The 26,301-nt window shown below is 62.6% G+C and carries 22 protein-coding genes; 12 read left to right on the plus strand and 10 right to left on the minus strand.

Annotated elements, in window-relative coordinates; genetic code table 11:
* The first annotated feature begins 98 nt into the window (after positions 1–98).
* Both L1P09_RS03210 and L1P09_RS03215 read left to right on the plus strand, forming a co-directional pair.
* Entirely contained in the window at positions 99–983 is an 885-nt protein-coding gene (locus tag L1P09_RS03210) for a homocysteine S-methyltransferase family protein (protein ID WP_177331320.1), read from the plus strand.
* A gap of 164 nt (positions 984–1,147) precedes the next feature.
* Positions 1,148–3,121 carry a BCCT family transporter gene (locus tag L1P09_RS03215; protein ID WP_235768463.1) on the plus strand — a complete coding sequence of 658 codons (1,974 nt, stop codon included), beginning with the start codon at positions 1,148–1,150 and terminating at the stop codon, positions 3,119–3,121.
* A 6-nt stretch (positions 3,122–3,127) separates the two neighbouring features.
* On the opposite strand, the gene L1P09_RS03220 is transcribed toward L1P09_RS03215, so the two are convergent.
* From L1P09_RS03220 to L1P09_RS03230, 3 genes are all read right to left on the minus strand, one after another.
* Positions 3,128–4,084 (minus strand): arsenic resistance protein, encoded by a 957-nt coding sequence (locus tag L1P09_RS03220; RefSeq protein WP_235768464.1) that lies wholly within the window; start codon positions 4,082–4,084, stop codon positions 3,128–3,130.
* A gap of 320 nt (positions 4,085–4,404) precedes the next feature.
* Positions 4,405–5,658: a serine hydroxymethyltransferase gene (gene glyA / locus L1P09_RS03225; protein ID WP_009686086.1), complete on the minus strand. Its 1,254-nt coding sequence runs from the start codon at positions 5,656–5,658 to the stop codon at positions 4,405–4,407.
* Between the two features lie 368 nt (positions 5,659–6,026).
* Positions 6,027–9,857, minus strand: a complete 3,831-nt coding sequence (locus tag L1P09_RS03230; RefSeq protein ID WP_235768465.1) for a sensor domain-containing protein — start codon at positions 9,855–9,857, stop codon at positions 6,027–6,029.
* A 248-nt stretch (positions 9,858–10,105) separates the two neighbouring features.
* Here L1P09_RS03230 and L1P09_RS03235 point away from each other — a divergent pair, with 248 nt between their 5' ends.
* From L1P09_RS03235 to gdhA, 3 genes are all read left to right on the plus strand, one after another.
* Entirely contained in the window at positions 10,106–10,504 is a 399-nt protein-coding gene (locus tag L1P09_RS03235; RefSeq protein WP_029884888.1) for a hypothetical protein, read from the plus strand.
* A 237-nt stretch (positions 10,505–10,741) separates the two neighbouring features.
* Positions 10,742–12,409 carry an energy-dependent translational throttle protein EttA gene (ettA, locus tag L1P09_RS03240; protein ID WP_009686092.1) on the plus strand — a complete coding sequence of 556 codons (1,668 nt, stop codon included), beginning with the start codon at positions 10,742–10,744 and terminating at the stop codon, positions 12,407–12,409.
* A gap of 231 nt (positions 12,410–12,640) precedes the next feature.
* Positions 12,641–13,981, plus strand: coding sequence for an NADP-specific glutamate dehydrogenase (gene gdhA / locus L1P09_RS03245; RefSeq protein WP_235768466.1), 1,341 nt, complete (start codon positions 12,641–12,643; stop codon positions 13,979–13,981).
* Positions 13,982–14,030: 49 nt separating this feature from the next.
* Here the strand turns inward: gdhA and L1P09_RS03250 are convergent, their stop codons facing one another.
* From L1P09_RS03250 to L1P09_RS03265, 4 genes are all read right to left on the minus strand, one after another.
* Positions 14,031–14,528 (minus strand): GreA/GreB family elongation factor, encoded by a 498-nt coding sequence (locus L1P09_RS03250; protein WP_029884886.1) that lies wholly within the window; start codon positions 14,526–14,528, stop codon positions 14,031–14,033.
* Positions 14,529–14,596: 68 nt separating this feature from the next.
* Complete coding sequence (locus L1P09_RS03255; protein ID WP_009686095.1) at positions 14,597–14,953, minus strand: hypothetical protein; 357 nt, start codon at positions 14,951–14,953, stop codon at positions 14,597–14,599.
* 121 nt (positions 14,954–15,074) lie between these two features.
* A complete protein-coding gene (locus tag L1P09_RS03260; RefSeq protein WP_235768468.1) occupies positions 15,075–16,943 on the minus strand; it encodes an Lnb N-terminal periplasmic domain-containing protein in 1,869 nt (622 codons plus the stop codon).
* A gap of 69 nt (positions 16,944–17,012) precedes the next feature.
* Positions 17,013–17,501 (minus strand): DUF3015 domain-containing protein, encoded by a 489-nt coding sequence (locus L1P09_RS03265; protein WP_009686097.1) that lies wholly within the window; start codon positions 17,499–17,501, stop codon positions 17,013–17,015.
* 260 nt (positions 17,502–17,761) lie between these two features.
* Between L1P09_RS03265 and L1P09_RS03270 the strand changes: the two genes are divergently transcribed.
* The 4 genes from L1P09_RS03270 (at position 17,762) to L1P09_RS03285 (ending at position 22,082) form a co-directional block, all read left to right on the plus strand.
* Positions 17,762–20,200: a Lon protease family protein gene (locus L1P09_RS03270; RefSeq protein WP_154211140.1), complete on the plus strand. Its 2,439-nt coding sequence runs from the start codon at positions 17,762–17,764 to the stop codon at positions 20,198–20,200.
* 162 nt (positions 20,201–20,362) lie between these two features.
* Positions 20,363–20,701 (plus strand): PA4575 family protein, encoded by a 339-nt coding sequence (locus L1P09_RS03275; protein ID WP_009686099.1) that lies wholly within the window; start codon positions 20,363–20,365, stop codon positions 20,699–20,701.
* Between the two features lie 147 nt (positions 20,702–20,848).
* The gene (locus L1P09_RS03280; RefSeq protein WP_003247486.1) at positions 20,849–21,337 is read left to right on the plus strand and encodes a TIGR00645 family protein; all 489 of its coding nucleotides are present in this window, start codon (positions 20,849–20,851) and stop codon (positions 21,335–21,337) included.
* Positions 21,338–21,464: 127 nt separating this feature from the next.
* Positions 21,465–22,082, plus strand: a complete 618-nt coding sequence (locus L1P09_RS03285; RefSeq protein ID WP_009686101.1) for an FKBP-type peptidyl-prolyl cis-trans isomerase — start codon at positions 21,465–21,467, stop codon at positions 22,080–22,082.
* 113 nt (positions 22,083–22,195) lie between these two features.
* On the opposite strand, the gene L1P09_RS03290 is transcribed toward L1P09_RS03285, so the two are convergent.
* The 3 genes from L1P09_RS03290 to L1P09_RS03300 form a co-directional block, all read right to left on the minus strand.
* Positions 22,196–22,441, minus strand: coding sequence for a PA4570 family protein (locus L1P09_RS03290; RefSeq protein ID WP_009686102.1), 246 nt, complete (start codon positions 22,439–22,441; stop codon positions 22,196–22,198).
* Positions 22,442–22,524: 83 nt separating this feature from the next.
* Positions 22,525–22,866: a zinc ribbon domain-containing protein YjdM gene (locus L1P09_RS03295; protein WP_009686103.1), complete on the minus strand. Its 342-nt coding sequence runs from the start codon at positions 22,864–22,866 to the stop codon at positions 22,525–22,527.
* Positions 22,867–23,033: 167 nt separating this feature from the next.
* Complete coding sequence (locus L1P09_RS03300; protein WP_029884883.1) at positions 23,034–24,002, minus strand: polyprenyl synthetase family protein; 969 nt, start codon at positions 24,000–24,002, stop codon at positions 23,034–23,036.
* A 244-nt stretch (positions 24,003–24,246) separates the two neighbouring features.
* Between L1P09_RS03300 and rplU the strand changes: the two genes are divergently transcribed.
* The 3 genes from rplU to cgtA all read left to right on the plus strand — a co-directional run bounded on the left by rplU (position 24,247) and on the right by cgtA (position 26,272).
* Entirely contained in the window at positions 24,247–24,561 is a 315-nt protein-coding gene (gene rplU, locus L1P09_RS03305) for a 50S ribosomal protein L21 (protein WP_003247466.1), read from the plus strand.
* A 38-nt stretch (positions 24,562–24,599) separates the two neighbouring features.
* Positions 24,600–24,857: a 50S ribosomal protein L27 gene (rpmA, locus tag L1P09_RS03310; RefSeq protein WP_003247464.1), complete on the plus strand. Its 258-nt coding sequence runs from the start codon at positions 24,600–24,602 to the stop codon at positions 24,855–24,857.
* Between the two features lie 188 nt (positions 24,858–25,045).
* Positions 25,046–26,272, plus strand: coding sequence for an Obg family GTPase CgtA (gene cgtA, locus L1P09_RS03315; RefSeq protein ID WP_235768470.1), 1,227 nt, complete (start codon positions 25,046–25,048; stop codon positions 26,270–26,272).
* Positions 26,273–26,301: the final 29 nt, after the last annotated feature.

Here is a 26,301-nt window from a genome sequence, read left to right on the forward strand (position 1 = left end):
CCAAAAAAGAGAAAGTGTATTTAATAGTTATAAACCTTTCTCTCATAATGAATTTTATTCATAAATACCTTCAGAGTAGTTATATGACACAGCGCGCGATGGTTATTCTCGACGGGGGCATGGGCCGTGAACTGCAGCGCAGCGGCGCACCGTTTCGTCAGCCCGAATGGTCGGCGCTGGCGCTGACCGAGGCGCCCGAGGCCGTGGTGGGTGTGCATGCGGCGTTCATTGCCGCGGGTGCCCAGGTCATTACCAGCAACAGCTATGCGGTCGTGCCGTTCCACATTGGCGAGCAACGTTTTGCTACAGAAGGCCAGCAACTGGCCAATACCGCCGGCCAGCTGGCGCGTCATGCCGCCGATAACGCTGCACACCCGGTCAAGGTAGCGGGTTCGCTGCCACCGCTGTTCGGCTCTTACCGCCCTGACCTGTTCCAGCCTGAGCGGGTCGAAGAAGTATTGAAGCCGCTGCTCGCCGGCCTGGCGCCACACGTTGATCTGTGGCTGGCCGAAACCCAGAGCGCCATCGCCGAAGTACGTGCCATCCATGCGCACCTGCCCGAAGACGGCCGCCCGTTCTGGGTGTCGTTCACTTTGCAGGACGAGGACGTGGATACGGTGCCGCGCCTGCGTTCCGGTGAGCCGGTGGCTGATGCCGTGCAAGCGGTAGTCGGGCTGGGCGCCGCAGCGGTGCTGTTCAACTGCAGCCAGCCGGAAGTAATCGGCGCGGCCATTGACGTCGCCCGTACCGTTATCGGCCAGCAAGGCGCAGAGGTGGCCATCGGTGCCTACGCCAACGCCTTCCCCCCGCAGCCCAAAGAGGCTACCGCCAACGATGGGCTGGACGAGCTGCGTGAAGACCTGGACCCACCGGGCTACCTCGCCTGGGCCAAGGACTGGCGTGAACGCGGCGCCAGCATGGTGGGCGGCTGCTGCGGCATTGGCCCCGAGCACATTGCCGAGCTAAAGCGTCACCTCGGCTGACAGGTTCAAAGCCTTCTGTACGGCAAGCGAAGCGGCTAAGTTTTGGAATTGCTGGAACTGACGGTAAGGTTTCAGCATCTTCCATGCATCATGCGCCACGGGCAGTCGTGTTCGGACTGCCCAATGATGGAGCGCAGCGCTGAACGCCCGAAGGAGTAACGCCTATGCCTGAAAACCAGAAACGCAGGAGCACCATCAACCCACCTGTCTTTTTCACCAGTGCAGTACTGGTGCTGTTACTGGTGTTGTACGCCACAATGTTCCAGGCGCATGCCCAAAGCGTCTTCGAGCATGTTCAGCAGTGGATCGTCACCAATGCAGCCTGGTTCTACATCCTCACCGTCGCACTGGTGCTGATCAGCGTCGTCTTCCTGGCCGTAAGCCGCTATGGCGACATCAAGCTGGGCCCGGACCATAGCGAGCCCGACTACCCCAACAAAAGCTGGTTCGCCATGCTGTTCTCTGCCGGCATGGGCATCGGCCTGATGTTCTTCGGTGTGGCCGAACCGGTGATGCACTTCATCAACCCGCCCGTGGGTGACCCCAACACGGTGGCCGCCGCCCGCGAAGCCATGAACATCACCTTTTTCCACTGGGGGCTGCATGCCTGGGCGATCTACGCCATCGTGGCGTTGATCCTGGCCTACTTCAGTTTCCGCAACGGTCTGCCGCTTACCCTGCGCTCGGCGCTGTACCCCTTGATCGGCGAGCGTATCTACGGCCCTATCGGCCATGCAGTGGACATCTTCGCCATCCTGGGCACGGTATTTGGCGTCGCCACCTCGCTGGGCTACGGCGTGCTGCAGATCAACAGCGGGCTGAACCAGTTGTTCGGCCTTCCGATCAGCACCTCGGTGCAGGTCATTCTGATTGCGGTTACCTGTGCACTGGCCACGCTGTCGGTGGCCAGCGGCCTGGACAAGGGCATCCGTATCCTGTCGGAGCTCAACCTGGGCCTCGCGGTGGTCCTGATGCTTTTCGTGCTGGCGGTAGGCCCTACGGTATTCCTGCTGCAGGCCTATGTGCAGAACACAGGGGCCTACCTGTCCGATATCGTCAACAAGACGTTCAACCTGTTTGCCTACGAACCCACCGACTGGATTGGCGGCTGGACCTTGCTCTACTGGGGCTGGTGGTTGTCCTGGTCGCCCTTCGTGGGGCTGTTCATTGCGCGCATTTCCCGTGGGCGCACCATTCGCGAGTTCGTGTGTGGCGTGCTGTTCGTCCCGGCCGGCTTCACGTTGCTGTGGATGACCGTGTTTGGCGACTCGGCCATCCATATGATCCTGCACGGCGGTGTCAAGGACTTGGCCACGGTGGTGGATCAGGACAGCTCGCTGGCCTTGTTCGCGTTCCTCGAACACTTCCCTTGGTCTACGGCCATCTCGATGCTGGCAGTGCTGATGGTGGTCGTGTTCTTCGTTACCTCGGCCGACTCGGGTGCGCTTGTCGTGGATATGCTGGCGTCTTCCGGCAGGGGCCATTCACCGCTCTGGCAGCGCGTGTTCTGGTCGGTCACCATGGGCGCGGTGGCCATTGCCCTGCTGCTGGCCAACGGCCTGAAAGCATTGCAGGCGGCCACCATTGCCAGCGCCTTGCCGTTCGCGATCATCCTGCTGTTTTCCATCTGGGGTTTGTTCAAGGCCCTGGGGCTGGACGCCACACGGCGTGGGCTGCGCACCCAGGCACTGCCAGGTCAGCGGCAGGGCCGTCAGAACCACGGCGGCTGGCAGCGCCGCTTGCGCAACATCGCCATGATGCCGCGTAGGGCGCACGTTACCCGCTTCATCGCCGATGTGGTCAAGCCCGCATGCGAAGAAGTGGCCCAGGAACTGCGCAAACAAGGCTATGAGGTGACCGTGGATGAGCGTGAAGACGGCCGCATCACGCTCGAGCTTTCCCATGCCGGTGAAGGGCGCTTCAAGTACGAGGTACGCCCCCGGGCATTCAATACGCCGAGCTTCGTCATGCGCGACGCCGATGACAACAGCGATGCGCGCAAATACTTCCGGGCAGAGGTGTACCTGCGCGAAGGCGGGCAGGACTACGATGTCATGGGCTGGAGCCGCGAGGATGTGATCGGCGACATCCTCGACCAGTACGAGCGCCACTTGCATTACCTGCACGTGGTGAGCTGATGCCGTTTACGTGCGGGCGATCGCCGGAATCGCCCGCACGTAGACCAGCTCGCAGACCAGCTCGACCAATGTCTGGGTAATCACCGCCGCTGCCGCCAGCGTGCGCCACTGCTCTGGCAAGGCGAGCGCCAGCGGCAACACCACCAGCGAGTTGCGCGTCGCCGCACTGAACATCACGGCGCGCTTCTGCTGTGCCGGCAAGCCCAGCAGCCTCGCTGTTGCCCAGCCGATGGCCGGTGCCACCAGCGCAAAGCCCAGGTAAACCGGCACTACGGGCAGCAGTTGCGGCAGGTCGTGCAACACAATCCGGATCTGTGAAGCGATCACCACGAACAGCACCAGCGCCATCGCCGGTACGGGCATCCAGGCCCAGGCATCGTTCCATCGGCTCACCCCCCGCCACTTGCCGACCAGGGCACTGGTCCACACGGCCAAGGCCAACGGCACGACGATCATCGCCACGAACGCCTGCACGAAGGGCCCTATCGCCAGGTTCAACGGCTGGCCATCGTCGAGCATGAGCGCCAGGTAAAACGGCAACAGCAGCAGTTGCAGCAGCAACAGCACGGGGGTGGCGGCCAGCATGAGCCGCGCATCGCCTTTGCCCATGTGTGTGAACACCACCACATAGTCGATGCAAGGTGCCAGCAGTACCAGCAGGGCGCCTGCCAGCAAGGCCGGCTGGCCCGTCAGCCCGCGCGTCAGGCTCCACACCAGCAAGGGCACCAGCACGAAATTGGCCAGCAACAAGGCAACCATGAAGCGTCGATTGGCCAGGCTCGCGCGCAGGTCCAGAAAGGGTATCTGCAAGAACATGGCGTACATCAGCACGGCGATGGCGGGTGTGATCAGCACTTCCAGCACTGAAGCACCCGCACCGGCGAAAAGGCCGAAAGCGCAGGCCGCCAGCACGGTGGCGAAGTAGATGAGCGTTTGCCGGGTTTCGAGTTGGTCTCTGGTCAAGGCGCTACCTGCTGAAAAAAAATGGCAGCGCCGGTCTTGCAATGCGGCGAAGCGCGAACGTGCTGCGCCGCAAGCCATATGTAAATCCGGCGCGCAAAAAAACCCGGCATTGAGCCTAATGCCTGTCAGTTAAGCGTTACTGGGGCTGCTTTGCAGCCCTTCGCGGGCACGCCCGCTCCCACACGTTTGGCGCTGAACTCAAGAGATGCGCGATCCCTTGTGGGAGCGGGCGTGCCCGCGAAGGGTCGCAAAGCGGCCCTTAATTACTTAACTGACTGGCATTAGGCCTCGAGCCGGGCTTTTCTTCTGGCGATCAGCGATCAGTTGCCGTAAACCGGCAGCTTCTTGCAGATGGCCTTGACCTTTTCACGCACGGCATCGATCACCGCTTCGTTGTTCAGGTCAGCCAGGATGTCGCAGATCCAGCCAGCCAGTTCCTTGCACTCGGCTTCCTTGAAGCCACGGGTGGTGACGGCTGGGGTGCCGAAACGCAGGCCCGAGGTGACGAACGGCGAACGTGGGTCGTTGGGTACCGAGTTCTTGTTGACGGTGATGTAGGCTTTGCCCAGGGCAGCGTCCGCATCTTTACCGGAGATTTCCTGCTTGATCAGCGACAGCAGGAACAGGTGGTTCTGGGTACCGCCGGATACCACGTCGAAACCTCGCTCGATGAACACTTCGGCCATGGCCTGGGCGTTTTTCACGACCTGCTGCTGGTAAGCCTTGAACTCAGGCTGCAGGGCTTCCTTGAAGCAGATGGCCTTGGCGGCGATGACGTGCTCCAGCGGGCCGCCCTGGGCGCCAGGGAACACGGCGGAGTTCAGCTTCTTCTCGATTTCTTCGTTCTTGCGCGCCAGGATCAGGCCGCCGCGTGGGCCGCGCAGGGTCTTGTGCGTGGTGGTGGTGACCACGTCGGCGAACGGTACCGGGTTCGGGTACACGCCAGCGGCAACCAGGCCGGCAACGTGAGCCATGTCGACGAACAGGTAGGCACCCACCTTGTCGGCGATGGCACGGAAGCGGGCGAAGTCCAGCACTTGCGAGTAGGCGGAGAAGCCGGCAACGATCATCTTCGGCTTGTGCTCGACAGCCAGGCGCTCGACTTCGTCATAGTCGATCAGGCCGTTGCCGTCGATGCCGTACTGGATGGCGTTGTACAGTTTGCCCGAGGAGCTTACCGAAGCACCGTGGGTCAGGTGGCCACCGTGGGCCAGGCTCATGCCCAGGATGGTGTCACCGGCCGACAGCAGGGCCAGGTAGACAGCAGCGTTGGCCTGGGAGCCAGCGTGCGGCTGGACGTTGGCGTAATCGGCACCGAACAGCTCTTTGGCACGGTCGATGGCCAGTTGCTCGACGACGTCGACGTACTCGCAACCACCGTAGTAGCGCTTGCCTGGGTAGCCTTCGGCGTACTTGTTGGTCAGCACCGAGCCCTGGGCTTCCATGACAGCCGGGCTGGTGTAGTTTTCCGAGGCGATCAGCTCGATATGCTCTTCCTGGCGCAGGGCTTCTTGCTGCATGGCTTCGAAGAGCTCGGCGTCGTACTTGGCAATGGTCAAATCACGGCTGAACATGGCGGTCCTCAAGGATCGGGGTAGTTTGGGGGGGCATTCTAACCGATTGATTCGCGGCTGGCATATGAAGTGGCGTCAAGTCGCGGACCAATGGGTCTCATGTTGCATCCCGCGCCGTGTCTGGGCTGGGCTGCGATTGGAGTTGACTCTGAAGTCCGGTTTCTGGGGGCGTTGCGCCCCATCGCCGGCAAGCCGGCTCCCACAAGTTTGCACATGGCCGGAAGTTAATGCGGTCGGTGTGGGAGCGGGCCCGCCCGCGAAGAACCCGGCGCGGTGGCTGGCACCGGCTACGCCGGTGTTCGCGGGCACGCCCGCTCCCACAAGGCCCTCCTGAATCAATAGTTGCGATGAGGCCAGTGCAGGCAGCGTCAATGGAACATGAACAACGTCTCGTTGGCGAACTGTGCCTCGAACTGATGCGCCGGCATCGGGCGCCCGAACAGGTAGCCCTGCACTTCGTCGCACTCGTGCTCGCGCAGGAACTCCAGTTGCTCGTGGGTTTCCACGCCCTCGGCGATGACCGCCAGGTTCAGGCTGTGGGCCATGGCGATGATCGCCCGGGCAATCTGCGCGTCCTGCTCGCCTTCGGGCAGGCCGTCGACGAAGGTTCGGTCGATCTTCAGCACGTCGATAGGGAACTGCTTGAGGTAGTTCAGCGACGAGTAGCCGGTGCCGAAGTCATCCACCGCAATGCTCAAGCCAAGGTTCTTCAGGCTGGCCAGTATCTGCAGCGCCTCGTTCACCTCACGCATCAGGATACTCTCGGTCAGTTCCAGCTCCAGGCACGCCGGCGGTAGCCCGCATTCCTCGAGGATGGTGGCAATCCGGGTGCCCAGCTGGCCATCGGAGAACTGCCGCGCCGAGATGTTCACCGAGACCTTCGGCACCCGCACCTTGGCCTTGTGCCAGGCCTTGAGCTGGCGGCTGGCCTCGCGCAGCACCCAGTCGCCCACATCCACCACCAGGCCCAGTTCCTCGATCACCGGGATGAAGTCGCCGGGCGGCACCAGGCCGCGGGTCGGGTGCCGCCAGCGCAGCAGCGCCTCGGCACCGGTCAGGCGTTTGCCATCGCCACTGAACTGCGGCTGGTAGTACAGGATGAACTCGTTCTGCTCCATGGCGTGGCGCAAGTCGCTTTCCAGCTCCAGGCGCTCCAGGGCGCTGGCGTTCATCTCGGCCTGGTAGAACTGGAAGTTGTTCTTGCCGCGTTCCTTGGCGTGGTACATGGCGGTGTCGGCGTTTTTCATCAGCTGGCTCAGCTCGCTGCCATCCTGCGGGCTGAGGGCGATGCCGATACTGGCGGTGACGAAGAACTCGCGGTTTTCCAGCACGAACGGCCGCACCAGGCTGGCAAGGATGTTCTCGGCCACATGGATGGCGCGGTTCAAGGCCATTTCCCGGGTCGCGCGCGGTTGCAGCAGCAAGGTGAATTCGTCGCCGCCCATGCGCGCCACGGTCTCGTCGTCGTCCACGCAGGCCAGCAGGCGCAAGGCCATGTCCTTGAGCATGCGGTCGCCGGCGGCATGGCCAAGCGAGTCGTTGATCGGCTTGAAGCGGTCGAGGTCGAGGAACATCAGCACCACCCAGGCCTTTTGCCGCTCGGCCTGTTGCAGGGCGTTGTACAAACGGTCCTGGAACAGCGTGCGGTTGGGCAGGTGGGTGAGGGCGTCGTAGTAGGCCAGGCGGTGAATGCGTTGCTCGCTGGCCTTGCGCTCGCTGATGTCGGTAAAGAAGCACACGTAGCTCGCCAGGTCGCCCTCATCGTCCAGCACTGCGGTGATGCCGACCCAGGCCGGGTAGTGGTCGCCGTCACGGCGCTTGAGCCACACCTCGCCCTCCCAGCTGCCGCGCTGGTGCAGTTGCTTGACCACGTAGCGCAGGTGGCTTTCCTGCTGTTCGTCGACCGTGAGCATGCTGGGCAACTGGTCGAGCACGTCGCTGACGGCGTAGCCGCTGACCCGGCTGAACGCTTCGTTGGCCTGGACGATATAGCCGGCCGGGTCGGTGATGAGAATCGCCGAGGTCGAGTGCTCGAATACCGTCGCGGCCATGCGCAGGTCTTTTTCTGCGCGGCGCTGCTGGCTGATGTCGCGGCCGACCCCCAGCACACCTTCGAAGCGCTGGTCGTCGTCCCACACCAGCACCAGGCGCAGTTCGATCGGGATCTTGCGGCCATCGGCGCGCAGGCAGTCGAACAGGAACAGCTGGGTCGGCAGCTGGCTGCGCAGCTGGGCCAACTGCTCGGCGTCGCCCATGGCCTTGCTGACCCGCTCCATCAGGCTGTAGATGCCGGTGAGCTGGGCCGGGTTGGCGATGATCGACTGCCAGCCGTTGGTGAAGATCCACTCGGCCTGGTAACCCAGCACGCTCTGCACCGACGGGCTGACGTAGTTGAGCTGGAGCAGGCTGTCGGTGGAGAAGATCACGTCGCTGATGCTTTCGGCCAGCATGCGGTAGCGCTGCTCGCTGTCACGCAGCGACTGGCTGGCCTCGATCTGTACGGTGACATCCTTGCCAACGCCGATGATGCGCGTTACCAGACCTTCGGCGTTGCGGGTCAGTACCTGCTCACGGATGTCGTAGCAGCGCCAACTGCCGTCCCGGTGGCGGAAGCGCAACTGACAGTGCAATTGCTGGTCGTGGCCATTGTTCCGCTGTTGCTGGCGCAAGGCCTGGTAGTGCGCGGCGTCTTCGGGGTGCAGCAGCAGTTCCCAGAAGCGCTCGCCCATGTGTGCCAGCTCGGTACGGTCGTAGCCCAGTGTCTGGCCGAGGTGGCGGTTGCTGAAGATCATCCGCTGGCTGAGCACATCCTGCACGTACAGCTGGTCGGGTACGGTGCGCACCACGTCGGACCAGAAGCTTTCGCGCTCCAGCAGCGACAGTTCGACCTGCTTGCGGCTGGTGATGTCGCTGATGCTCAGGATCACCGCCTGGTAGTCACGCCGTTGTTGCGGCAGGCGCGCCATCAACCACAGGTGCAACTCGCCACCCAGCGGTGACGGCAGGCGTACTTCCAGCTCCAGCACCTGGCGCTGTTCGATCAGCGCGTCGATCAGTTGCATGCCGATGCTGTCGCGGCCATCGCCGGTGCCGTCGATCAACCGCTGCCAGGCGCCTTCATGGCAGTCGATGTTCAGTAACTGGCGGGCCACCTGGTTGACTTCGGTGATCTTCAGTTCCAGCAGCAGGGACCGGCGCAGGCCTGGATCCAGGGCCAGGCTGTGCTTGAGTGCGGCGCGGTTGCGCAGGTGGTAGCGGTCCAGCTGGCCCGGCAGGCTCGACAAGTCGAGCACGCACAGGGCCACGCCGGTGCCTTCGAAAATTTCCTGGTAGCGCCGGCGGTCTTCCTGCAGCGCACGCTGGCGCCGGCGCATGTTGATCAGGGCCAGCACCGGCAGCAGGGCGCAAAACAGCACCAGCAGGCATTTGCCGATCAGCGCCGGCAGCAGCTTCTGTTGCATCAGCTTGGCGTCGAACAGGCCGCGCAGTTGCCAGGTGCTGTTGTCGATGAAGGCCAGCATCACGCTTTGCAGCGGGTCATCGCTGGTAGCGGTGGGGGCATGGCGCTGCAGCACTTCGCCGGTGCGGCTGTTTTCCAGCAGCCATAACGGGTGGGTGCCGCTGTCCAGGTGCAGGGTGAGCTCGCGGTAGTAGTCTGGCGACAGGCGCAGCAGCCAGTAGCCGCGTTCCTGCTCGGTGGCCTGGCGCAGCAGCATGTACAGCGCGTGGTTGTCGGGCGAATTGGTGAAGAAGTACGCACGCCCCTGGTTCAGCGCCAGCAACTCGTGCAGCCACTGCCGGTCCGGGCTGCCGGCCAGGCTGTCGGCGCGCAGCTGCCCGGTGCTGTCCAGCCAGGCCAGGCTTTGCAGGTCGGGCAGGCGCTGGCGCAGGGTATCCACCAGGCTGGGCATGGCTGCGGGCGTCGGCGGGTTGATGTAGGGCTGTACCACATTCAGCGCCTGCTGGGCCTTGAACGCCATGTTCAGGTTCAGGTGGTCGGCCATTTCCACGCTGGCATCCAGGCTCTGCGCGCGCAGGTCGGCCTGGGTGTGGTTGAACTGGGCGAACAGTTGCCACAGCAGCAGGCCCAGCAGGATCAGGGCCAGCAGCGCCAACGTGCCCTTGATCGACCCGCGCAGGGTAGAGGCGGGTGCTTCAGGCGCGGAACGCAGTGACGACGGGTGAGTAAGATTGATCAAGCGCTGATCCTGCGATTGGGCTGGCGATGGCAGGGACGAAACGTGCACGGCATGTACCGGTGTCCGGCAGTCACACCGTGGTGGCGCACTATAAGGCCGGACAGCCGAAACCGGCTAGCATGCCTACGATTATGGCAAAGTGCCAGCCATCTGGACCGATGGTGACTGCCCGCCGGTTCGGCAAGCCCCTGCAACCTGTGCGAGAATGCCGCCCGCTTTACATGACAACGCATCGGAGATGTTCGCTTTTGGTTACTCACTTTTCCTCCAATGGCCTCGATTCCGCCTGTGGGCGTAGCAGTCAGACCCTTGTCAGCACTGCCGTGACCGAGGACGTATCCTGCAAGTCTTGCCAGCGTTCGCTGAGCAAACCTGAAGCGGCCAGTTCGGCCAAGCCCAAGGCCCCGTCGCTGGCTGAACTGCGCAAGACCGCCAAGGCGGCAGCGCCGGCAGTGGCTGCGGCCCACAAGCCTGCAGCCAAGGTGGTCAGCACTGCCCCTGCGGCCGCCAAACCCGCGAATGTTGCCGAGCAGCAGCCTGCCCGCAGCAGTGGCTTCAGCGTGAAGTCTGCCTGGGCCGCGCGCCTGGCCGAGCAGGGTGACCGTTGCCGGTTGCCGCGTGGCAAGGCCCGGCAGCGTCACGTCTGAGCCATCTCGGCAGCGGTGCCGCCCCTTTCGCGGCTAAAGTCGTGAAAGGGCCGCCACAGGCAGCACATTTCCCCATAGATCACACCGTTCCCTGCCCACCATCGCCCCGCCTATGAAACGCCGTGCGATGGCGTAGAATGGTCGCCTTTGTTCAATTACACCCAAACACACATCTCCCTGGTCAGCGCGCCAGGGCGATCGTCGATGTCTTTACTTACCTGATTAGAGGGCTTGGTTTTGGCTCAATACGTCTACACCATGCATCGGCTGAGCAAGGTCGTGCCGCCGAAGCGGGAAATTCTCAAGAACATTTCCCTGTCATTCTTCCCAGGCGCCAAGATTGGCGTGCTCGGCCTGAACGGCGCCGGTAAGTCGACCCTGCTGCGGATCATGGCGGGCGTCGACAAGGAATTCGACGGCGAAGCCCGTCCGATGCCCGACATCAACGTGGGCTACCTGCCCCAGGAACCGCAACTGGACCCGAGCAAGACGGTCCGCGAAGTGGTCGAAGAAGCGGTCAGCGTGATCAAGGACGCCCAGGCCCGCCTGGACGAGGTGTACGCTGCCTACGCCGAACCAGATGCCGACTTCGACAAGCTGGCCGCCGAACAGGCCAAGTTGGAAGCCATCCTGCAGGCCGCCGATGGCCACAACCTGGAGCGCCAGCTGGACGTCGCTGCCGACGCCCTGCGCCTGCCGGCCTGGGACGCCCGCATCGAGCACCTGTCCGGTGGTGAGAAGCGCCGTGTGGCCCTTTGCCGCCTGCTGCTGTCGGCCCCCGACATGCTGCTGCTCGACGAACCAACCAACCACCTGGACGCCGACTCGGTGGCCTGGCTGGAGCGCTTCCTGCACGACTTCCCGGGCACGGTGGTGGCGATTACCCACGACCGTTACTTCCTCGACAACGTCGCTGGCTGGATCCTGGAACTGGACCGTGGCGCCGGCATCCCGTACGAAGGCAACTACTCGGGCTGGCTGGAAGCCAAGTCCGAGCGCCTGGCGCAGGAGTCCAAGCAGCAAAGCGCCCATGAAAAGGCCATGAAAGAGGAACTGGAATGGGTGCGCAAAGGCGCCAAGGCCCGCCAGTCCAAGTCCAAGGCCCGCCTGCAGCGCTTCGAAGAAATGCAGTCGCAGGAATTCCAGAAGCGTAGCGAAACCAACGAGATCTACATCCCGGCCGGCCCACGCCTGGGTGACAAGGTCATCGAGTTCAAGAACGTCACCAAGGGCTATGGCGACCGCGTACTGATCGACAACCTGTCGTTCGCCATGCCAAAAGGCGCGATCGTCGGCGTGATCGGTGGTAACGGTGCTGGTAAGTCCACCCTGTTCCGCATGCTGATGGGCAAGGAACAGCCGGATTCGGGCAGCATCGAAATCGGCGAAACCGTGCAACTGGCTTGCGTCGACCAAAGCCGCGAAGACCTGGACGGCAGCAAGACCGTGTTCCAGCAGGTGTCCGACGGTTCCGACATGATCAAGATCGGCAACTACGAGATCCCGTCGCGCACTTACGTTGGCCGTTTCAACTTCAAAGGCGGCGACCAGCAGAAGTTCGTCAAGGACCTGTCCGGTGGTGAGCGGGGTCGCCTGCACCTGGCGTTGACGCTGAAGGAGGGCGGTAACGTCCTGCTGCTCGACGAACCGTCCAACGACCTGGACGTGGAAACCCTGCGTTCGCTGGAAGAAGCCCTGCTGGACTTCCCGGGCGCCGCGATCGTGATTTCCCACGACCGTTGGTTCCTGGACCGTGTGGCGACCCACATCCTGGCGTACGAAGACGACTCGAACGTGGTGTTCTTCGAGGGTAACTACACCGAGTACGAAGCCGACCGCAAAAAGCGTCTGGGTGACGCTGCTGCCCAGCCGCACCGGGTACGGCACAAGAAACTGGCCCAGTAAGCCAGTGTCTTGATGCACAGGAATGGGGCCCTTGGTGGCCCCATTTTTGTGCCTGACGTTTACGGGTGTGGCTGTTTGAAGGCCAGTATTGCGGCTTTTTTTGTATACACTTATATAAAACGCACCAAATAAATTCAGAAAAACGACATGTCGCCCTGTTCCGGTGCGATTGCTTCTTGGTACATTCCCCGAAAAACCAATAAGTCCAAAATCTTCGGTGAGATGTCTACCATGTTCGAATCTGTCGACAGTTTCCTCGCGCGCCTGCAACAGCGCGACCCAGGCCAGCCCGAGTTTCATCAGGCAGTGGAAGAAGTGCTGCGCACGCTGTGGCCCTTCCTGGAAGCCAACCCTCATTACCTGCAGTCCGGCATCCTGGAGCGTATGGTCGAGCCGGAGCGTGCGGTGCTGTTCCGCGTGTCGTGGGTCGATGACCAGGGCAAAGTGCAGGTCAACCGCGGCTACCGTATCCAGATGAGCAGCGCCATCGGCCCGTACAAGGGCGGCTTGCGCTTCCACCAATCGGTCAACCTCAGCGTGCTGAAATTCCTGGCCTTCGAGCAGGTCTTCAAGAACTCCCTGACTTCGCTGCCCATGGGGGGTGGCAAGGGCGGGTCGGACTTCGACCCCAAAGGCAAGAGCGACGCCGAAGTGATGCGCTTCTGCCAGGCGTTCATGAGCGAGCTGTACCGCCACATCGGCGCCGACTGCGACGTGCCGGCCGGTGACATCGGCGTGGGTGCCCGCGAAATCGGCTTCATGTTTGGCCAGTACAAGCGGCTTGCCAACCAGTTCACGTCGGTACTGACCGGCAAGGGGATGACCTACGGTGGCAGCCTGATTCGCCCCGAAGCCACCGGCTACGGTTGCGTGTATTTCGCCGAGGAAATGCTCAAGCGCCAGGACAAGCGCATCGACGGCCGTCGCGTGGCGGTGTCGGGCTCGGGCAACGTTGCCCAGTATGCCGCGCGCAAGGTCATGGACCTGGGCGGCAAAGTGATCTCCATGTCGGACTCCGAAGGCACGCTGTATGCCGAAGCCGGCCTGACCGATGCCCAGTGGGAAGCACTGATGGCGCTGAAGAACGTCAAGCGGGGCCGTATCAGCGAGCTAGCCGAGCAGTTCGGCCTGGAGTTCCGCAAGGGCCAGACCCCTTGGAGCCTGGCATGCGACATCGCCTTGCCGTGCGCCACGCAGAATGAACTGGGCGCCGAAGACGCCCGTACCTTGCTGGCCAACGGCTGTATCTGCGTGGCCGAAGGCGCCAACATGCCGACCACCCTGGAAGCGGTGGATATCTTCCTGGAAGCCGGCATCCTCTATGCCCCGGGCAAAGCATCCAACGCCGGCGGTGTGGCCGTGTCTGGCCTGGAGATGTCGCAGAATGCCATGCGCCTGCTGTGGACTGCCGGCGAAGTGGACAGCAAGCTGCACAACATCATGCAATCGATCCACCATGCTTGCGTGCATTATGGTGAAGAGGCGGATGGCCGGGTCAATTACGTGAAAGGTGCGAACATCGCCGGCTTTGTCAAAGTGGCGGATGCGATGTTGGCTCAGGGCGTGGTTTGATCCGGGATCGCAGGGGGCCGCTTTGCGGCCCGTCGCGATACAAGGCACCTCACCCTTCAGCGATCACGTCAGTCACTTCGATCAGCAATTCCCCAACCGGCCGCTGCCACACCACCTCATCCCCCGGCCCCGCCCCCAGCAAGGCCCGCCCCAACGGCGACCCCCAGTTGATCAGGCCGCGCCCGGCATCCGCCTCATCCTCGCCCACCAGCCGTACCTCATGCGCCTGGTCTTGCGCGTCGACAAAGCGTACCCGGCTGCCAATCTGCACCTTGCTGTGCGACGTCGCGGGCGGTACCACCTGGGCGCTCTGCACCCGCGCGCTGAAGTACCGCAGGTCGCGCTCGGTATCGGCCAGCCGCTGCTTGTCCACACGCTCGCCCTGCGCCTGCAGGTCGCTGCGCAAGGCATTCAACTCGGCCACACGTTCCTGCAACTGGCGCAGGCCGCTGGCGGTCACATAGTTGGGTTGCTCACTGACGCGCCGCTCTACCGGTTGATCGGCCTGGGCGGCGGCCTGGTCCTCATTGACGAATGCTCGGCTCATGCAAGGCCTCCTTGTGCAGAAGACCATCATGGCAGGCCGCAGGTTTAAAGAAATGTCCGTTAACGACCTCAGTCGTGGCGATAGGCCTTGGCGGCGCCACGGTCCTTTTCCTGCTGCCACTCGCGGTCGCGCTGGTCCCAGAAGCGCTCGTGGTACTGGCGCTGCTCTTCAGTGTTCTGCATGGCCTGGCACTGGCGAAAGCCATCGTCCCAGCCGGTTTCGTACTGGCGCTCGTGCAGGTAGCGGGGTACGTCCTTGCGAAAGTCGCCGGCCATGGTGCCGGCGGCCTGGTGGCCACTGCTGCAACCGTCCTGAAAGCCATCGGCATAGGCAGGGGGATAGCCGTTGGCGAGCATTTGCTCGTGGGTGGTTTCACAACCTGACAGCAACAACGCAATGCACACGCCGAACCAGTACCGCGACATAACCACCTGACCCTCCCGTCGATAGGGGCAAGTCTAGGTGGCGATTTGTCGGGTTGGTGTCAAAACAGTGTCAAAGACTTGGTTGGGCCACACTGTTGCCTGTGCAGGCAACCCGCAATCTTCAGTAGTGGTACCACTTCAGCTCCAGCATCACCTCATTCTGCGCAGTGGCCAGGTGGCTGAACTCACGCGAAGCACTCAACCTCACCCCCAGGTTCTGGCTGATTTCCCATTGCTGGTTCAGGCTCAGGCTGCGTCGTACTTCGCCATTGGTGAAGTAATCACCTTTGGCCTCCAGGGTCATGTTGCCCAGCCCGTTGCGCCACAGCAGCCCGCCATTGAACCCCGCGGCCGGGGCAATGAATTCGGCGAAGTCGTTGTGGTGTTCGACCCGCACCGTGCCCAGGGCAAAACCGAGCAAGCCATCGGCCAGTTGCCAGGTGCCGCCGGCGCCACCATTCACATGGCTTACCAGCACCTCGTCATCATGCTTGCCGGGTACCCGCTCCAGGCCGCCAGCCACTTGCCATGACCAAGGCTTGAGCAAGGCGTTGCGTGGGGTCAGCGAGCGGATGGTGGCCAAGTCCAGGCGTTGTACCTGCCAGTCGTTGCCTTCGTACTGGCGCACCTTCAATTGCAGGATTTCGATCTGGGCGCCCAGCGGGAAGCCATAGGAGTTGTCGTTCAGGTCGTGGTAGGCCATGCGCAGGCCATACTCGGCGTAGGCACGGTCCTCGCGGGTGCCCGCCCCCAGTTGCCAGGTCCGTGAGTCATGGCCGTCTTCGGGCAGGCCGGGGCGCTCTACCTGCAGCGGCGGGGGCGGGTTGCCGTTGATCGCCCGCAGCAGTTCGAAGCTGCGCTTGGCTTGGCCCGGGTCACGCTCCTGACCGTTGGCACGGTAGCGCTCGAGGCGATAGGCGGCGTCCTGCACCAGCGCCTGGCGCTCGCGGGGCAGCGCCTTGAACGCAGAGCTCTGCAGTTGCGCGGTGTCGGCGCTGACCGCCAGCACCTGTTGCTTTTCGTTGTGGTCCAGCGGCTCGGCGCGGGCCAGCAGCTCACGTTCGCGCGAAGGGCGGTAGGTTTCGCTGGCGACCAGGCCGGACTGCTTCACGGCCTTGACCGTGTCGGTGGGGATAGCGGTCAGCGGAAACTGCGATGTCAGGTCCAGGCTTGGGCGGGCCACCTGCAGCAGTTCCAGCAGGCGGTACGAGCAGTTTTCGTCGAAGAAGAAGTAATCGAACTGGATCTGCTTCAGTTCCCACACATGCTCGACCATGCGCCCGGTTTCCTGTGGGGTCAGGTCCAGCTGGTATTCCCACAGGTCGCGGTTTTCGAGGCTGCGGTATTCGGAGAGCTTCTCTTGGTAGGGCATCAGCGCGAACAGCCCCGGGTAGCCGCCCATCAGGCCTTTCCAGGCATACAGGATGCTGTTGTCGCTGCCTTCGATGTAGGCGCCGAAGTTGATCGCGTAGCTCAGCAGCGTGGTGTCGTCGCTGCGGGTATTGGACTGGTCGATGCGCAGCAGGGTATGGCCGAACATCGACGAGGGGCTGTTCAGGTAGGCCGCCGGGAAAATCAGCGCGGCACTGTGCGGGTCGACCGACTTGTACCAGGTGTTGAACGCCTGGCAGTCCGGTTGTGGCAAGCCTTGCAAATTCAGCTGCTCACGCAGCCAGCGGGTGCGTGCGGGGAATACGCACTGGGCATGTTTGTCGCCGAGGCTGGCCGGGGCGTACAGGGCTTGCACCGTGGCTTGCAGCTCCTGGTCGGGGTGGTGCGCACCGTCTTTGGCCAGGAAGAACGCGTCATCGTCCACATAGCTGCGCCAGCCGCCGAGCTTGGCGGTTTCGTAATGACCCAAGGCAATCCAGTAGGGGGTATTGGCCAGTTGCTGGAGGCGGCCTTGATCCAGCACAGGGGCGGCGTGAACAGGGGCGGCGTGAACAGGGGCGCAGACACACAGCGCGAGGGCAGCGAAGCGTTTGAGCATATCGGGCAACTACTTCTGAACGATGCCGAAAAAGGCGAAACCCGCCCCCGAAGGGGCGGGAGCTGCAGCTTAGGCCTCGGTAGCGTATTTAGCCAGGCGTGGGTCGCCCTTCAGTACAGCGAGGGTGTTGCTGTGGACAGTTTCAGCGGTGACGTCGGCGCTGCTGAAGATCTGGTTGAAGTGCTGGTGGGTGACCGAGTTGAAGTAGCCACGGTCTTCCGGGGCCACGCCGAGTACCACGGCATAGGTGGTCAGTGCTTCACCTTGGCCCATGGCCATGTCTTCGGAAAGCTCGTTCATCATGCCGTTCATGGCGAACCAGGACTTGCCGCCGTAGGTCAGCGAAGCCTTGGTCGAGCAGCCGTTGGTGCCGGAGGTCATACCGAAGGTGGCGTTACCAGAGGTGCCGTTGGTGGTGGAAGCCAGGAAGTGAGCCGGCGTGCCGCGCTGGCCCTCGAACAGCATGTTGCCCCAGCCGCAGTTCGGGCCGCCTGGCGCTTCTGCCATGGCGTTGAGCGAGACCACGGTGAACAGAGTACCCAGAAGAATCCGTTTCATAGCTTTTTTCTCTTTGTCATAACCAAGGGTCAGGGTTTCTGGCAACTCGGTTGCCAGGTCGGGAAAGCATTTCACCCACCCGCGCAGCTTGGAGTTTAGGCACGATCTAAAGGTTGCGTTGTTGATTGCGAAAAATTTGCTGTTCGAATACCTGCTCTGGCGGTGAGGTGCGGCGATATAAAGTCCCCTGGAGCCTTGCAAGGCGCGCGCGGGCAGCGCCAGAATGCTGCGTATCTGCCCCGCCGAAGTAAGGAAACCCAATGCCCGATCCTGTCGCTGCGCGCCTGCGTCTTGCGCCTGAAGCCCTGACCCGGCGTTTCTCACCCGAGCAGTTTGCCTTTACCAATACCGACGATCTGGAGCCGTTTCGCGGAGTCCTGGGCCAGGAACGTGCTGTCGAGGCCCTGCAGTTCGGCGTGGCCATGCCACGCCCTGGTTACAACGTGTACGTGATGGGCGAGCCCGGCACCGGGCGTTTCTCGTTCGTCAAACGCTACCTCAAGGCCGAAGGCAAACGCCAGCAGACCCCGGCCGACTGGGTATACGTCAACCACTTCGACGACACCCGCGAGCCGCGGGCACTGGAGCTGCCGTCCGGCACCGCCACCGAGTTCATCGCCGACATGGGCGGGCTGATCGACAACCTGCTGGCCACCTTCCCGGCGGTGTTCGAGCACCCGTCGTACCAGCAGAAGAAGGGCGCCATCGACCGCGCCTTCAACCAGCGCTATGACCGTGCCCTGGATGTGATCGAGCGGGCGTCGCTGGAGAAGGACGTGGCCTTGTACCGCGACTCCAGCAACGTCGCCTTTACCCCCATGGCCGATGGCAAGGCGCTGGACGAAGCGGAATTCGCCCAGTTGCCGGAAGAGGTGCGCGAGCAGTTCCACGAAGACATCGCCCAGCTCGAGGAGCAGCTGAACGAGGAGTTGGCCAGCCTGCCGCAGTGGAAGCGCGAGTCGAACAACCAGTTGCGCCAGCTGAACGAAGAAACCATCACCCTGGCCTTGCAACCGCTGCTGGCGCCGCTTTCGGAAAAGTACGCCGAGAACGCCGCGGTCTGCGCCTACCTGCAATCGGTGCAATTGAACCTGCTGCGCACCGTGGTCGAGCAACTGGTCGATGACAGCAAGACCGACGCCGTTGCCCGCAAGCTGCTGGAAGAGCAATACGCGCCAAGCCTGGTCGTGGGCCACTACGCCAACGGTGGCGCACCGGTGGTGTTCGAGCCGCATCCGACCTACGACAACCTGTTTGGCCGCATCGAATACAGCACCGACCAGGGCGCGCTGTATACCTCGTATCGCCAGTTGCGCCCGGGGGCGCTGCACCGGGCCAATGGCGGCTTCCTGATCCTCGAAGCCGAGAAGATGCTGGGCGAACCGTTCGTGTGGGACGCGCTCAAGCGTGCGCTGCAATCGCGCAAGCTGAAAATGGAATCGCCGATCGGTGAGCTGGGCCGGGTGGCTACTGTCAGCCTGCAGCCGCAGATGATCCCGCTCAATGTCAAGCTGGTGATCATCGGCTCGCGGCAGCTGTACTACGCACTGCAGGACCACGACTCGGACTTCCAGGAGATGTTCCGCGTGCTGGTCGACTTCGACGAAGACATGCCCATGGTCGACGAGAACCTGGAGCAATTCGCCCAGCTGTTGCGCACCCGCACCAACGAAGAAGGCATGGCGCCGCTGACCAGCGATGCGGTGGCGCGCCTGGCCACGTTCAGCGCACGCCTGGCGGAGAACCAGTCGCGCTTGTCGGCCCGTATCGGCGACCTGTTCCAGCTGGTCAGCGAAGCCGACTTCATCCGCCAGCTGGCCGGTGACGAAATGACTGACGCCGGCCATATCGAGCGGGCGCTCAAGGCCAAGGCCACTCGTACCGGCCGGGTATCGCAGCGGGTACTGGACGACATGCTTGCCGGCATCATCCTGATCGACACTGAGGGTGCGGCGATTGGCAAGTGCAACGGGCTGACGGTGCTGGAAGTCGGCGATTCGGCGTTCGGCATGCCGGCACGTATTTCGGCCACGGTATACCCGGGCGGCAGCGGTATCGTCGACATCGAGCGAGAGGTCAACCTGGGCCAGCCGATCCACTCCAAGGGGGTGATGATCCTCACCGGTTACCTGGGCAGCCGCTACGCCCAGGAATTCCCGTTGGCGATTTCCGCGAGTATCGCCCTGGAGCAGTCCTACGGCTATGTCGACGGTGACAGCGCCTCGCTGGGCGAGGCGTGCACGCTGATCTCGGCCTTGTCGCGTACACCGCTCAAGCAGTGCTTCGCCATTACTGGCTCGATCAACCAGTTTGGTGAAGTGCAGGCCGTGGGTGGGGTGAACGAGAAAATCGAGGGCTTCTTCCGCCTGTGCGAAGCGCGTGGCCTGACGGGCGAGCAGGGGGTCATCATCCCGCGTGCCAACGTGGCTACCCTGATGCTGGACGAGCGTGTGTTGCAGGCTGTGGAAAACGGCATGTTCCACGTCTACGCCGTCAGCCAGGCCGACGAGGCGCTCAGCCTGCTGGTGGGTGAAGAGGCCGGGGTGCTGGATGACAAGGGCCAGTTCACCGAGGGCAGTGTCAACGCCCGGGTGGTGGAACGCCTTCGGGAAATCGCCGAGATGATCAGTGAGGAGGAGATCGAAAGGGCGGAAAAGGAGCGCCTTGAGGAAGTCATCGCCCAGGCCAAGCCCGCCTGAGTCAATAAACCGGCGCTGGCGGCCATGTGCTACCGTTCAGCGCCGGTTTTCCAACTTTCTGTTTTCCTCTTCTATGCTGGAACTTAAGGAAGGAACAGCGTTCAGGATGGAAACAGCCTGAGGGTTTCAGGCTGAACAAGGCTCATTGGAGGGGACGCGGCCATGCGCAACCTCAGCCTCACACGCCAGTGCCTGGGCCTGGTGACCCGCATCGAATGCAGCATCCGCCCATTGGCCGGCGACACCGGCATGTGGACCTTGCTGTTCGCCGCCGGCATGGCCGGTGAACAACCCTCTGCAATCAAGGCCCAGGGGCCGTTCCATGGGCCAATGGTGGCCGAGTCGGTGCTGCATGCCATCGTCGACAGCCTGACCCTGCACGGGTACCAAGTGGCAGAAGACCCGCAGATCTGGTGTTTGCACCTGCAGGCGCAGCTGCGCCGGATCAACGGCGAGCGCTGCCGGAACCTGGGGGACTACCAGTTCCATCCGGAGACCTGAGCGAGCGCTAGGGCCGCTTTGCGGGCCGATCGCGACGCAAGGCCGCCCTACAGGGGGTCGTGGTCGCCTGGATCGGGCTTTTGCTGCAACAGGTGGCTGGCTATACTCGCCGTCGCTTTTTTAGTCACCTGATGAGTCCCGAACTTCATGGAACGTATCCTCGAAAACGCGATGTATGCCTCGCGCTGGCTGCTCGCCCCGATCTACTTCGGCCTGTCACTCGGCCTGCTGGCCCTGGCGCTGAAATTTTTCCAGGAAGTGGTCCACGTCCTGCCCAACGTCTTCGCCCTCAGTGAAGCCGACCTGATCCTGGTGATCCTGTCGCTGATCGACATGTCGCTGGTGGGCGGCCTGCTGGTGATGGTGATGATTTCCGGCTACGAGAACTTCGTCTCGCAACTGGACATCGACGAAAGCAAGGAAAAGCTCAACTGGCTGGGCAAAATGGACTCTTCGTCGCTGAAGATGAAGGTGGCCGCATCGATCGTGGCCATTTCGTCCATTCACCTGCTGCGCGTGTTCATGGACGCACAGAACATCTCCACCGACTACCTGATGTGGTACGTGATCATTCACATGACCTTCGTGGTTTCGGCGTTCTGCATGGGCTACCTGGACAAGCTGACCAAGCACTGAGTCGTACAGGGCTGTTCGCGCGCGCAGCGTTCGGCCTGGTAGCTGCTCGCGGCGGCCCAGTGTGCTAGGCTGCTCGCCCTTTTCATCAAGGGCGCGGCTGCACTGCGCCCTGCAGTGGAGCACGACAATGTCCGAACTCAACCTGTCCACCGACGAAACCCGCGTCAGCTACGGCATTGGCCGTCAGCTGGGCGGCCAGCTGCGCGACAACCCACCACCAGGCGTCAGCCTGGAAGCGATCCTGGCCGGCCTGACCGACGCTTTCAACGGCGCCGACAGCCGCGTCAGCGAAGCCGACCTGTCGGCCAGCTTCAAGGTCATCCGCGAAGTGATGCAAGCCGAAGCGGCGGCCAAGGCCGAAGCCGCTGCTGCCGCGGGCAAGGAATTCCTGGTCGAGAACGCCAAGCGTGACGGCATCACTACCCTGGCTTCCGGTCTGCAGTTCGAAGTGCTGACTGCCGGCGACGGCGCCAAGCCAAGCCGTGAAGACAACGTGCGCACGCACTACCACGGCACCCTGATCGACGGCACTGTGTTCGACAGCTCCTATGAGCGTGGCCAGCCGGCTGAATTCCCGGTCGGCGGCGTGATCGCTGGCTGGACCGAAGCCCTGCAGCTGATGAACGCAGGCAGCAAATGGCGCCTGTACGTGCCGAGCGAGCTGGCTTACGGCGCCCAAGGCGTGGGCAGCATCCCGCCGCACAGCGTGCTGGTGTTCGACGTCGAGCTGCTCGACGTTCTGTAAGATCGCCGGGGCCGCTTTGCGGCCCATTCGCGGGCTCGCCCGCTCCCACAGGTGTCGCGTTAGCAGTACTTGTGGGAGCTGGCTTGCCAGCGATGAGGCCGGCGCTGCCAACCTCAATTCCAATCCGTTCCCCCGGGGCGCAACGCCCGCGCATAGCAGAACAGAAACAGATTGCGCACCAGCTCCTTCAATACCCCCGGTTCACTCGAATTCAACCCGCTCATGTCCAGGTCGCCCTGGTCACGCAGTTCGTCGAGGGCTTCTGCTTCGAGTACCGCGCACACCTCGCCGGTTTCCCGATGAAGAATGCGCAGGTAGGGGTGAGGGCGGTCCAGCCAGGCGTCGATCAGATAAGTCATGGCTACTCTCCTTGGAAATCGATTCCAATGAGAATAATTCTTATTATCAGAATAGCAAGCGCCAATTGGCGGAATTCATGTAATCAGACTTTGCGAACGAACTCGGACTTCAGCTTCATGGCGCCGATGCCGTCGATCTTGCAGTCGATGTCGTGGTCGCCATCGCACAGGCGGATGTTCTTGACCTTGGTGCCGACCTTGACCACCAGGGATGAACCCTTGACCTTCAGGTCCTTGATCACGGTGACGGTGTCGCCATCCTGCAGGATGTTGCCGACCGAATCCTTTTTCACCACCTCGTCGCTGGCAGCCTCGGCATCGCCGCTGGCCGACCACTCGTGGGCGCATTCAGGGCAGATCAGCTGAGTGCCATCCTCATAGGTGTATTCGGAATTGCATTTCGGGCAGGGTGGCAGAGTGCTCACTTCGGTTCCTCAAACAAACAGACGGGCGGTAGAAAGCCCGCATTGTAAAAGGTATTTTTCCAGAAGGGATTATGTCCGGACAAAAGCAACCGCGGGCTTGCCCGCTCCCACAGTGTCGGTATCAACCTGTGGAAGCGGGCAAGCCCGCGAAGAAGCGGCTCGGTGTGTCAGTGCGTGCGCGCGACTGCAAACTCGCTCAGCTCAACCAGCGCATCGCGGTACTCGCTGGCTGGCAGCACCTCAAGGCATGCAATGGCGCGCTTCACGTAATCACGAGCCAGCTCTGCGGTGTACTGCAGCGCACCCGATTCCTCGACTGCCACGCGAATCTGCTCGAGGTCTTCCAGGCCGCCCTTCTGAATGGCCTGGCGCACCAGCGCCGCCTGTTCGGCGGTGCCTTCGCGCATGGTGTAGATCAGCGGCAGGGTAGGCTTGCCTTCGGCCAGGTCGTCGCCAACGTTCTTGCCCAGCGTCTGCGAGTCGCCCTTGTAGTCCAGCAGGTCGTCGACCAGCTGGAAGGCCACGCCCAGGTGGTCGCCGAAGGTTCGCAGGGCTTCGCGCTGCGCGTCCGTGGCTTCGGCCAGCGCCGCGGCGCTGTGGGTGGAGGCTTCGAACAGCATGGCCGTCTTGCCCCGGATGACCTCCATGTAGACTTCCTCGGTGGTGCTGGCGTCGCGTACCCGCGACAGCTGCAGCACCTCACCCTCGGCGATCACCCGGGTGGCCTTGGACAGGATCTGCATGACCGGCATCGAGCCCAGCTCGACCATCATTTCGAACGAGCGCGAATAAAGGAAGTCACCCACCAGCACGCTCGGCGCGTTACCCCACAGGGCATTGGCGGTGGAACGGCCGCGGCGCATGCCGGACATGTCGACCACATCGTCGTGCAGCAGGGTGGCGGTGTGCAGGAACTCGATGGTGGCAGCCAGCAGGCGCAGGTCGTCGCCTTCACGGCCCAGGGCCTTGCCACACAGCAGGACCAGCAGGGGGCGCAGGCGCTTGCCGCCGGCGGACGTGATATAGTCGCCGATCTTCGATACCAGCGGCACGCGCGAGGTCAGCTGCTTCTTGATGATCTCGTCGACGGCGCTGAAATCATCAGCTACCGCGCGGTAGAAGGTTTGGGGTTGCATCGGCTGCTCCAGTGAGGTTGCGCGGCATGCTAGGTCGCAGGTCCCGGTGTGTCAAGGCGCGGTGCCAGCTGGCCGGGGGCGGCACTTGCAAGCAAAACCGTGGTTGCGTACAATCGCGCACCCTAACTTCCTGGGCAGCACCTGCCTTACGCAATTGCGCCGGGCCGTTCCAGCCCTGTGCAGCCATGCCAGCCAATACTCATCATATAAAGCGCTGGGTGAGCAGGATTATCGGAGAAATACCATGTCTTACGCAGTAATCGTTACCGGCGGCAAGCAGTACAAAGTCGCTGAAGGTGAATTCCTCAAGATCGAAAAACTGGAAGTCGCCACTGGCGAATCCGTGACTTTCGATCGCGTCCTGCTGGTCGCCAACGGTGAAGAAGTCACCATCGGTGCTCCAGTTGTTGCTGGCGCTAAAGTAGTGGCCGAAGTCGTTTCGCAAGGCCGCCACGACAAGGTTCGCATCATCAAGTTCCGTCGTCGTAAGCACCACATGAAGCGTATGGGCCACCGCCAGTGGTTCACCGAGATCAAAATCACCGGCATCCAGGCTTAATCCCCTAGATCCCCTGAATTTATTTGGAGAATTGAACCATGGCTCACAAGAAGGCTGGTGGTAGTACTCGTAACGGTCGCGACTCAGAATCGAAACGCCTTGGCGTGAAGATGTATGGCGGCCAGGTTATCAAGCCAGGCAACATCATCGTCCGTCAGCGCGGCACCGAATTCCACGCTGGCTACGGCGTTGGCATGGGCAAGGATCACACCTTGTTCGCCAAGATCGAAGGCGTGATCAAGTTCGAGAAGAAAGGCGAGTTCATGCGCCGTTACGTGAGCATCGTCGCCGCTTAATCGCGACGTCGCTCCAGAAGCCCCGTCATGCGACGGGGCTTTTTCGTTTGTGGTGAGCCTCTTGCAAAGCTGTTTGTCTGGGTTGCCGGCGTTGGTTTCTACGGTCGTACGGGGCCGCCGCGCTCATTTTTGCAAGAGCCTCATGTTTTTGAGTCATTCAGCTCGTCTGCCGACGAGAGGCGGTTTTAATGAAGTTTGTTGACGAAGTATCTATTCGGGTCAAGGCCGGTGACGGCGGCAACGGTTGCATGAGCTTCCGTCGCGAGAAGTTCATCGAGAACGGTGGCCCCAATGGCGGGGATGGCGGTGACGGCGGCTCGGTGTACATGGTTGCCGACGAAAACCTGAACACCCTGGTCGACTACCGCTACACCCGTCACCACGAAGCCCAGCGCGGCGCCAACGGCGGCAGCACCGACTGCACCGGCAAGAAGGGTGAAGACCTGTTCCTGCGTGTGCCGGTCGGTACTACCGTGATCGATGCTTCCACCCAGGAAGTGATCGGTGACCTGGTCACCCCGGGGCAGAAACTGATGATCGCCCAAGGCGGCTGGCACGGCCTGGGCAACACGCGCTTCAAGTCCAGTACCAACCGGGCACCGCGCCAGACCACCCCAGGCAAGCCGGGTGAGCAGCGTGACCTGAAGATGGAAATGAAGGTGTTGGCCGACGTGGGCCTGCTGGGCCTGCCAAACGCCGGCAAAAGCACCTTCATTCGCTCGGTTTCGGCCGCCAAGCCGAAAGTGGCCGATTACCCGTTCACCACCCTGGTGCCGAACCTGGGTGTGGTCAGCGTCGACCGCTGGAAGAGCTTCGTCATCGCCGACATCCCCGGCCTGATCGAAGGAGCTTCCGATGGCGCCGGCCTGGGTATCCGCTTCCTCAAGCACCTGGCCCGCACCCGCGTGCTGCTGCACCTGGTGGACATCGCGCCGCTGGACGAGAGCAGCCCTGCCGACGCAGCCGAAGTGATCGTCAACGAGCTGACCCGCTTCAGCCCGTCGCTGGCCGAGCGTGAGCGCTGGCTGGTGCTGAACAAGGCCGACATGGTCATGGACGACGAGCGCGACGCACGCGTGCAGGAAGTGGTCGAGCGCCTGCAGTGGGACGGTCCGGTCTACGTGATTTCGGCCATCTCCAAGCAGGGCACTGAAAAGCTCAGCCACGACCTGATGCGCTACCTCGAAGACCGCGCCGACCGCCTGGCCAACGACCCGGCCTACGCCGAAGAGCTGGCCGACCTCGACCAGCGCATCGAAGACGAAGCCCGTGCCCAACTGCAGGCCCTGGACGACGCCCGCACCCTGCGTCGCACCGGCGTCAAGAGCGTGCACGACATCGGCGACGATGACGGTTGGGACGATGATTTCGAGGACGACGAAGACGGCCCGGAAATCATTTACGTGCGTGACTGACCGGTTGCAGTACACTAAACGCCGCTCTC

It is taken from the genome of Pseudomonas juntendi (genome assembly GCF_021560075.1).
Taxonomy (GTDB): Bacteria; Pseudomonadota; Gammaproteobacteria; order Pseudomonadales; family Pseudomonadaceae; genus Aquipseudomonas; species Aquipseudomonas juntendi.

What these genes read in the sequence shown, in the direction of transcription:
- L1P09_RS03210 (WP_177331320.1), top strand. Translation starts at nt 99, where the DNA reads ATGGTTATTCTCGACGGGGGCATGGGCCGTGAACTGCAGCGCAGCGGC.
- L1P09_RS03215 (WP_235768463.1), top strand. Translation starts at nt 1,148, where the DNA reads ATGCCTGAAAACCAGAAACGCAGGAGCACCATCAACCCACCTGTCTTT.
- glyA (WP_009686086.1), bottom strand. Translation starts at nt 5,658, where the DNA reads ATGTTCAGCCGTGATTTGACCATTGCCAAGTACGACGCCGAGCTCTTC.
- gdhA (WP_235768466.1), top strand. Translation starts at nt 12,641, where the DNA reads ATGTTCGAATCTGTCGACAGTTTCCTCGCGCGCCTGCAACAGCGCGAC.
- L1P09_RS03250 (WP_029884886.1), bottom strand. Translation starts at nt 14,528, where the DNA reads ATGAGCCGAGCATTCGTCAATGAGGACCAGGCCGCCGCCCAGGCCGAT.
- L1P09_RS03255 (WP_009686095.1), bottom strand. Translation starts at nt 14,953, where the DNA reads ATGTCGCGGTACTGGTTCGGCGTGTGCATTGCGTTGTTGCTGTCAGGT.
- L1P09_RS03260 (WP_235768468.1), bottom strand. Translation starts at nt 16,943, where the DNA reads ATGCTCAAACGCTTCGCTGCCCTCGCGCTGTGTGTCTGCGCCCCTGTT.
- L1P09_RS03265 (WP_009686097.1), bottom strand. Translation starts at nt 17,501, where the DNA reads ATGAAACGGATTCTTCTGGGTACTCTGTTCACCGTGGTCTCGCTCAAC.
- L1P09_RS03270 (WP_154211140.1), top strand. Translation starts at nt 17,762, where the DNA reads ATGCCCGATCCTGTCGCTGCGCGCCTGCGTCTTGCGCCTGAAGCCCTG.
- L1P09_RS03275 (WP_009686099.1), top strand. Translation starts at nt 20,363, where the DNA reads ATGCGCAACCTCAGCCTCACACGCCAGTGCCTGGGCCTGGTGACCCGC.
- L1P09_RS03280 (WP_003247486.1), top strand. Translation starts at nt 20,849, where the DNA reads ATGGAACGTATCCTCGAAAACGCGATGTATGCCTCGCGCTGGCTGCTC.
- L1P09_RS03285 (WP_009686101.1), top strand. Translation starts at nt 21,465, where the DNA reads ATGTCCGAACTCAACCTGTCCACCGACGAAACCCGCGTCAGCTACGGC.
- L1P09_RS03290 (WP_009686102.1), bottom strand. Translation starts at nt 22,441, where the DNA reads ATGACTTATCTGATCGACGCCTGGCTGGACCGCCCTCACCCCTACCTG.
- L1P09_RS03300 (WP_029884883.1), bottom strand. Translation starts at nt 24,002, where the DNA reads ATGCAACCCCAAACCTTCTACCGCGCGGTAGCTGATGATTTCAGCGCC.
- rplU (WP_003247466.1), top strand. Translation starts at nt 24,247, where the DNA reads ATGTCTTACGCAGTAATCGTTACCGGCGGCAAGCAGTACAAAGTCGCT.
- rpmA (WP_003247464.1), top strand. Translation starts at nt 24,600, where the DNA reads ATGGCTCACAAGAAGGCTGGTGGTAGTACTCGTAACGGTCGCGACTCA.
- cgtA (WP_235768470.1), top strand. Translation starts at nt 25,046, where the DNA reads ATGAAGTTTGTTGACGAAGTATCTATTCGGGTCAAGGCCGGTGACGGC.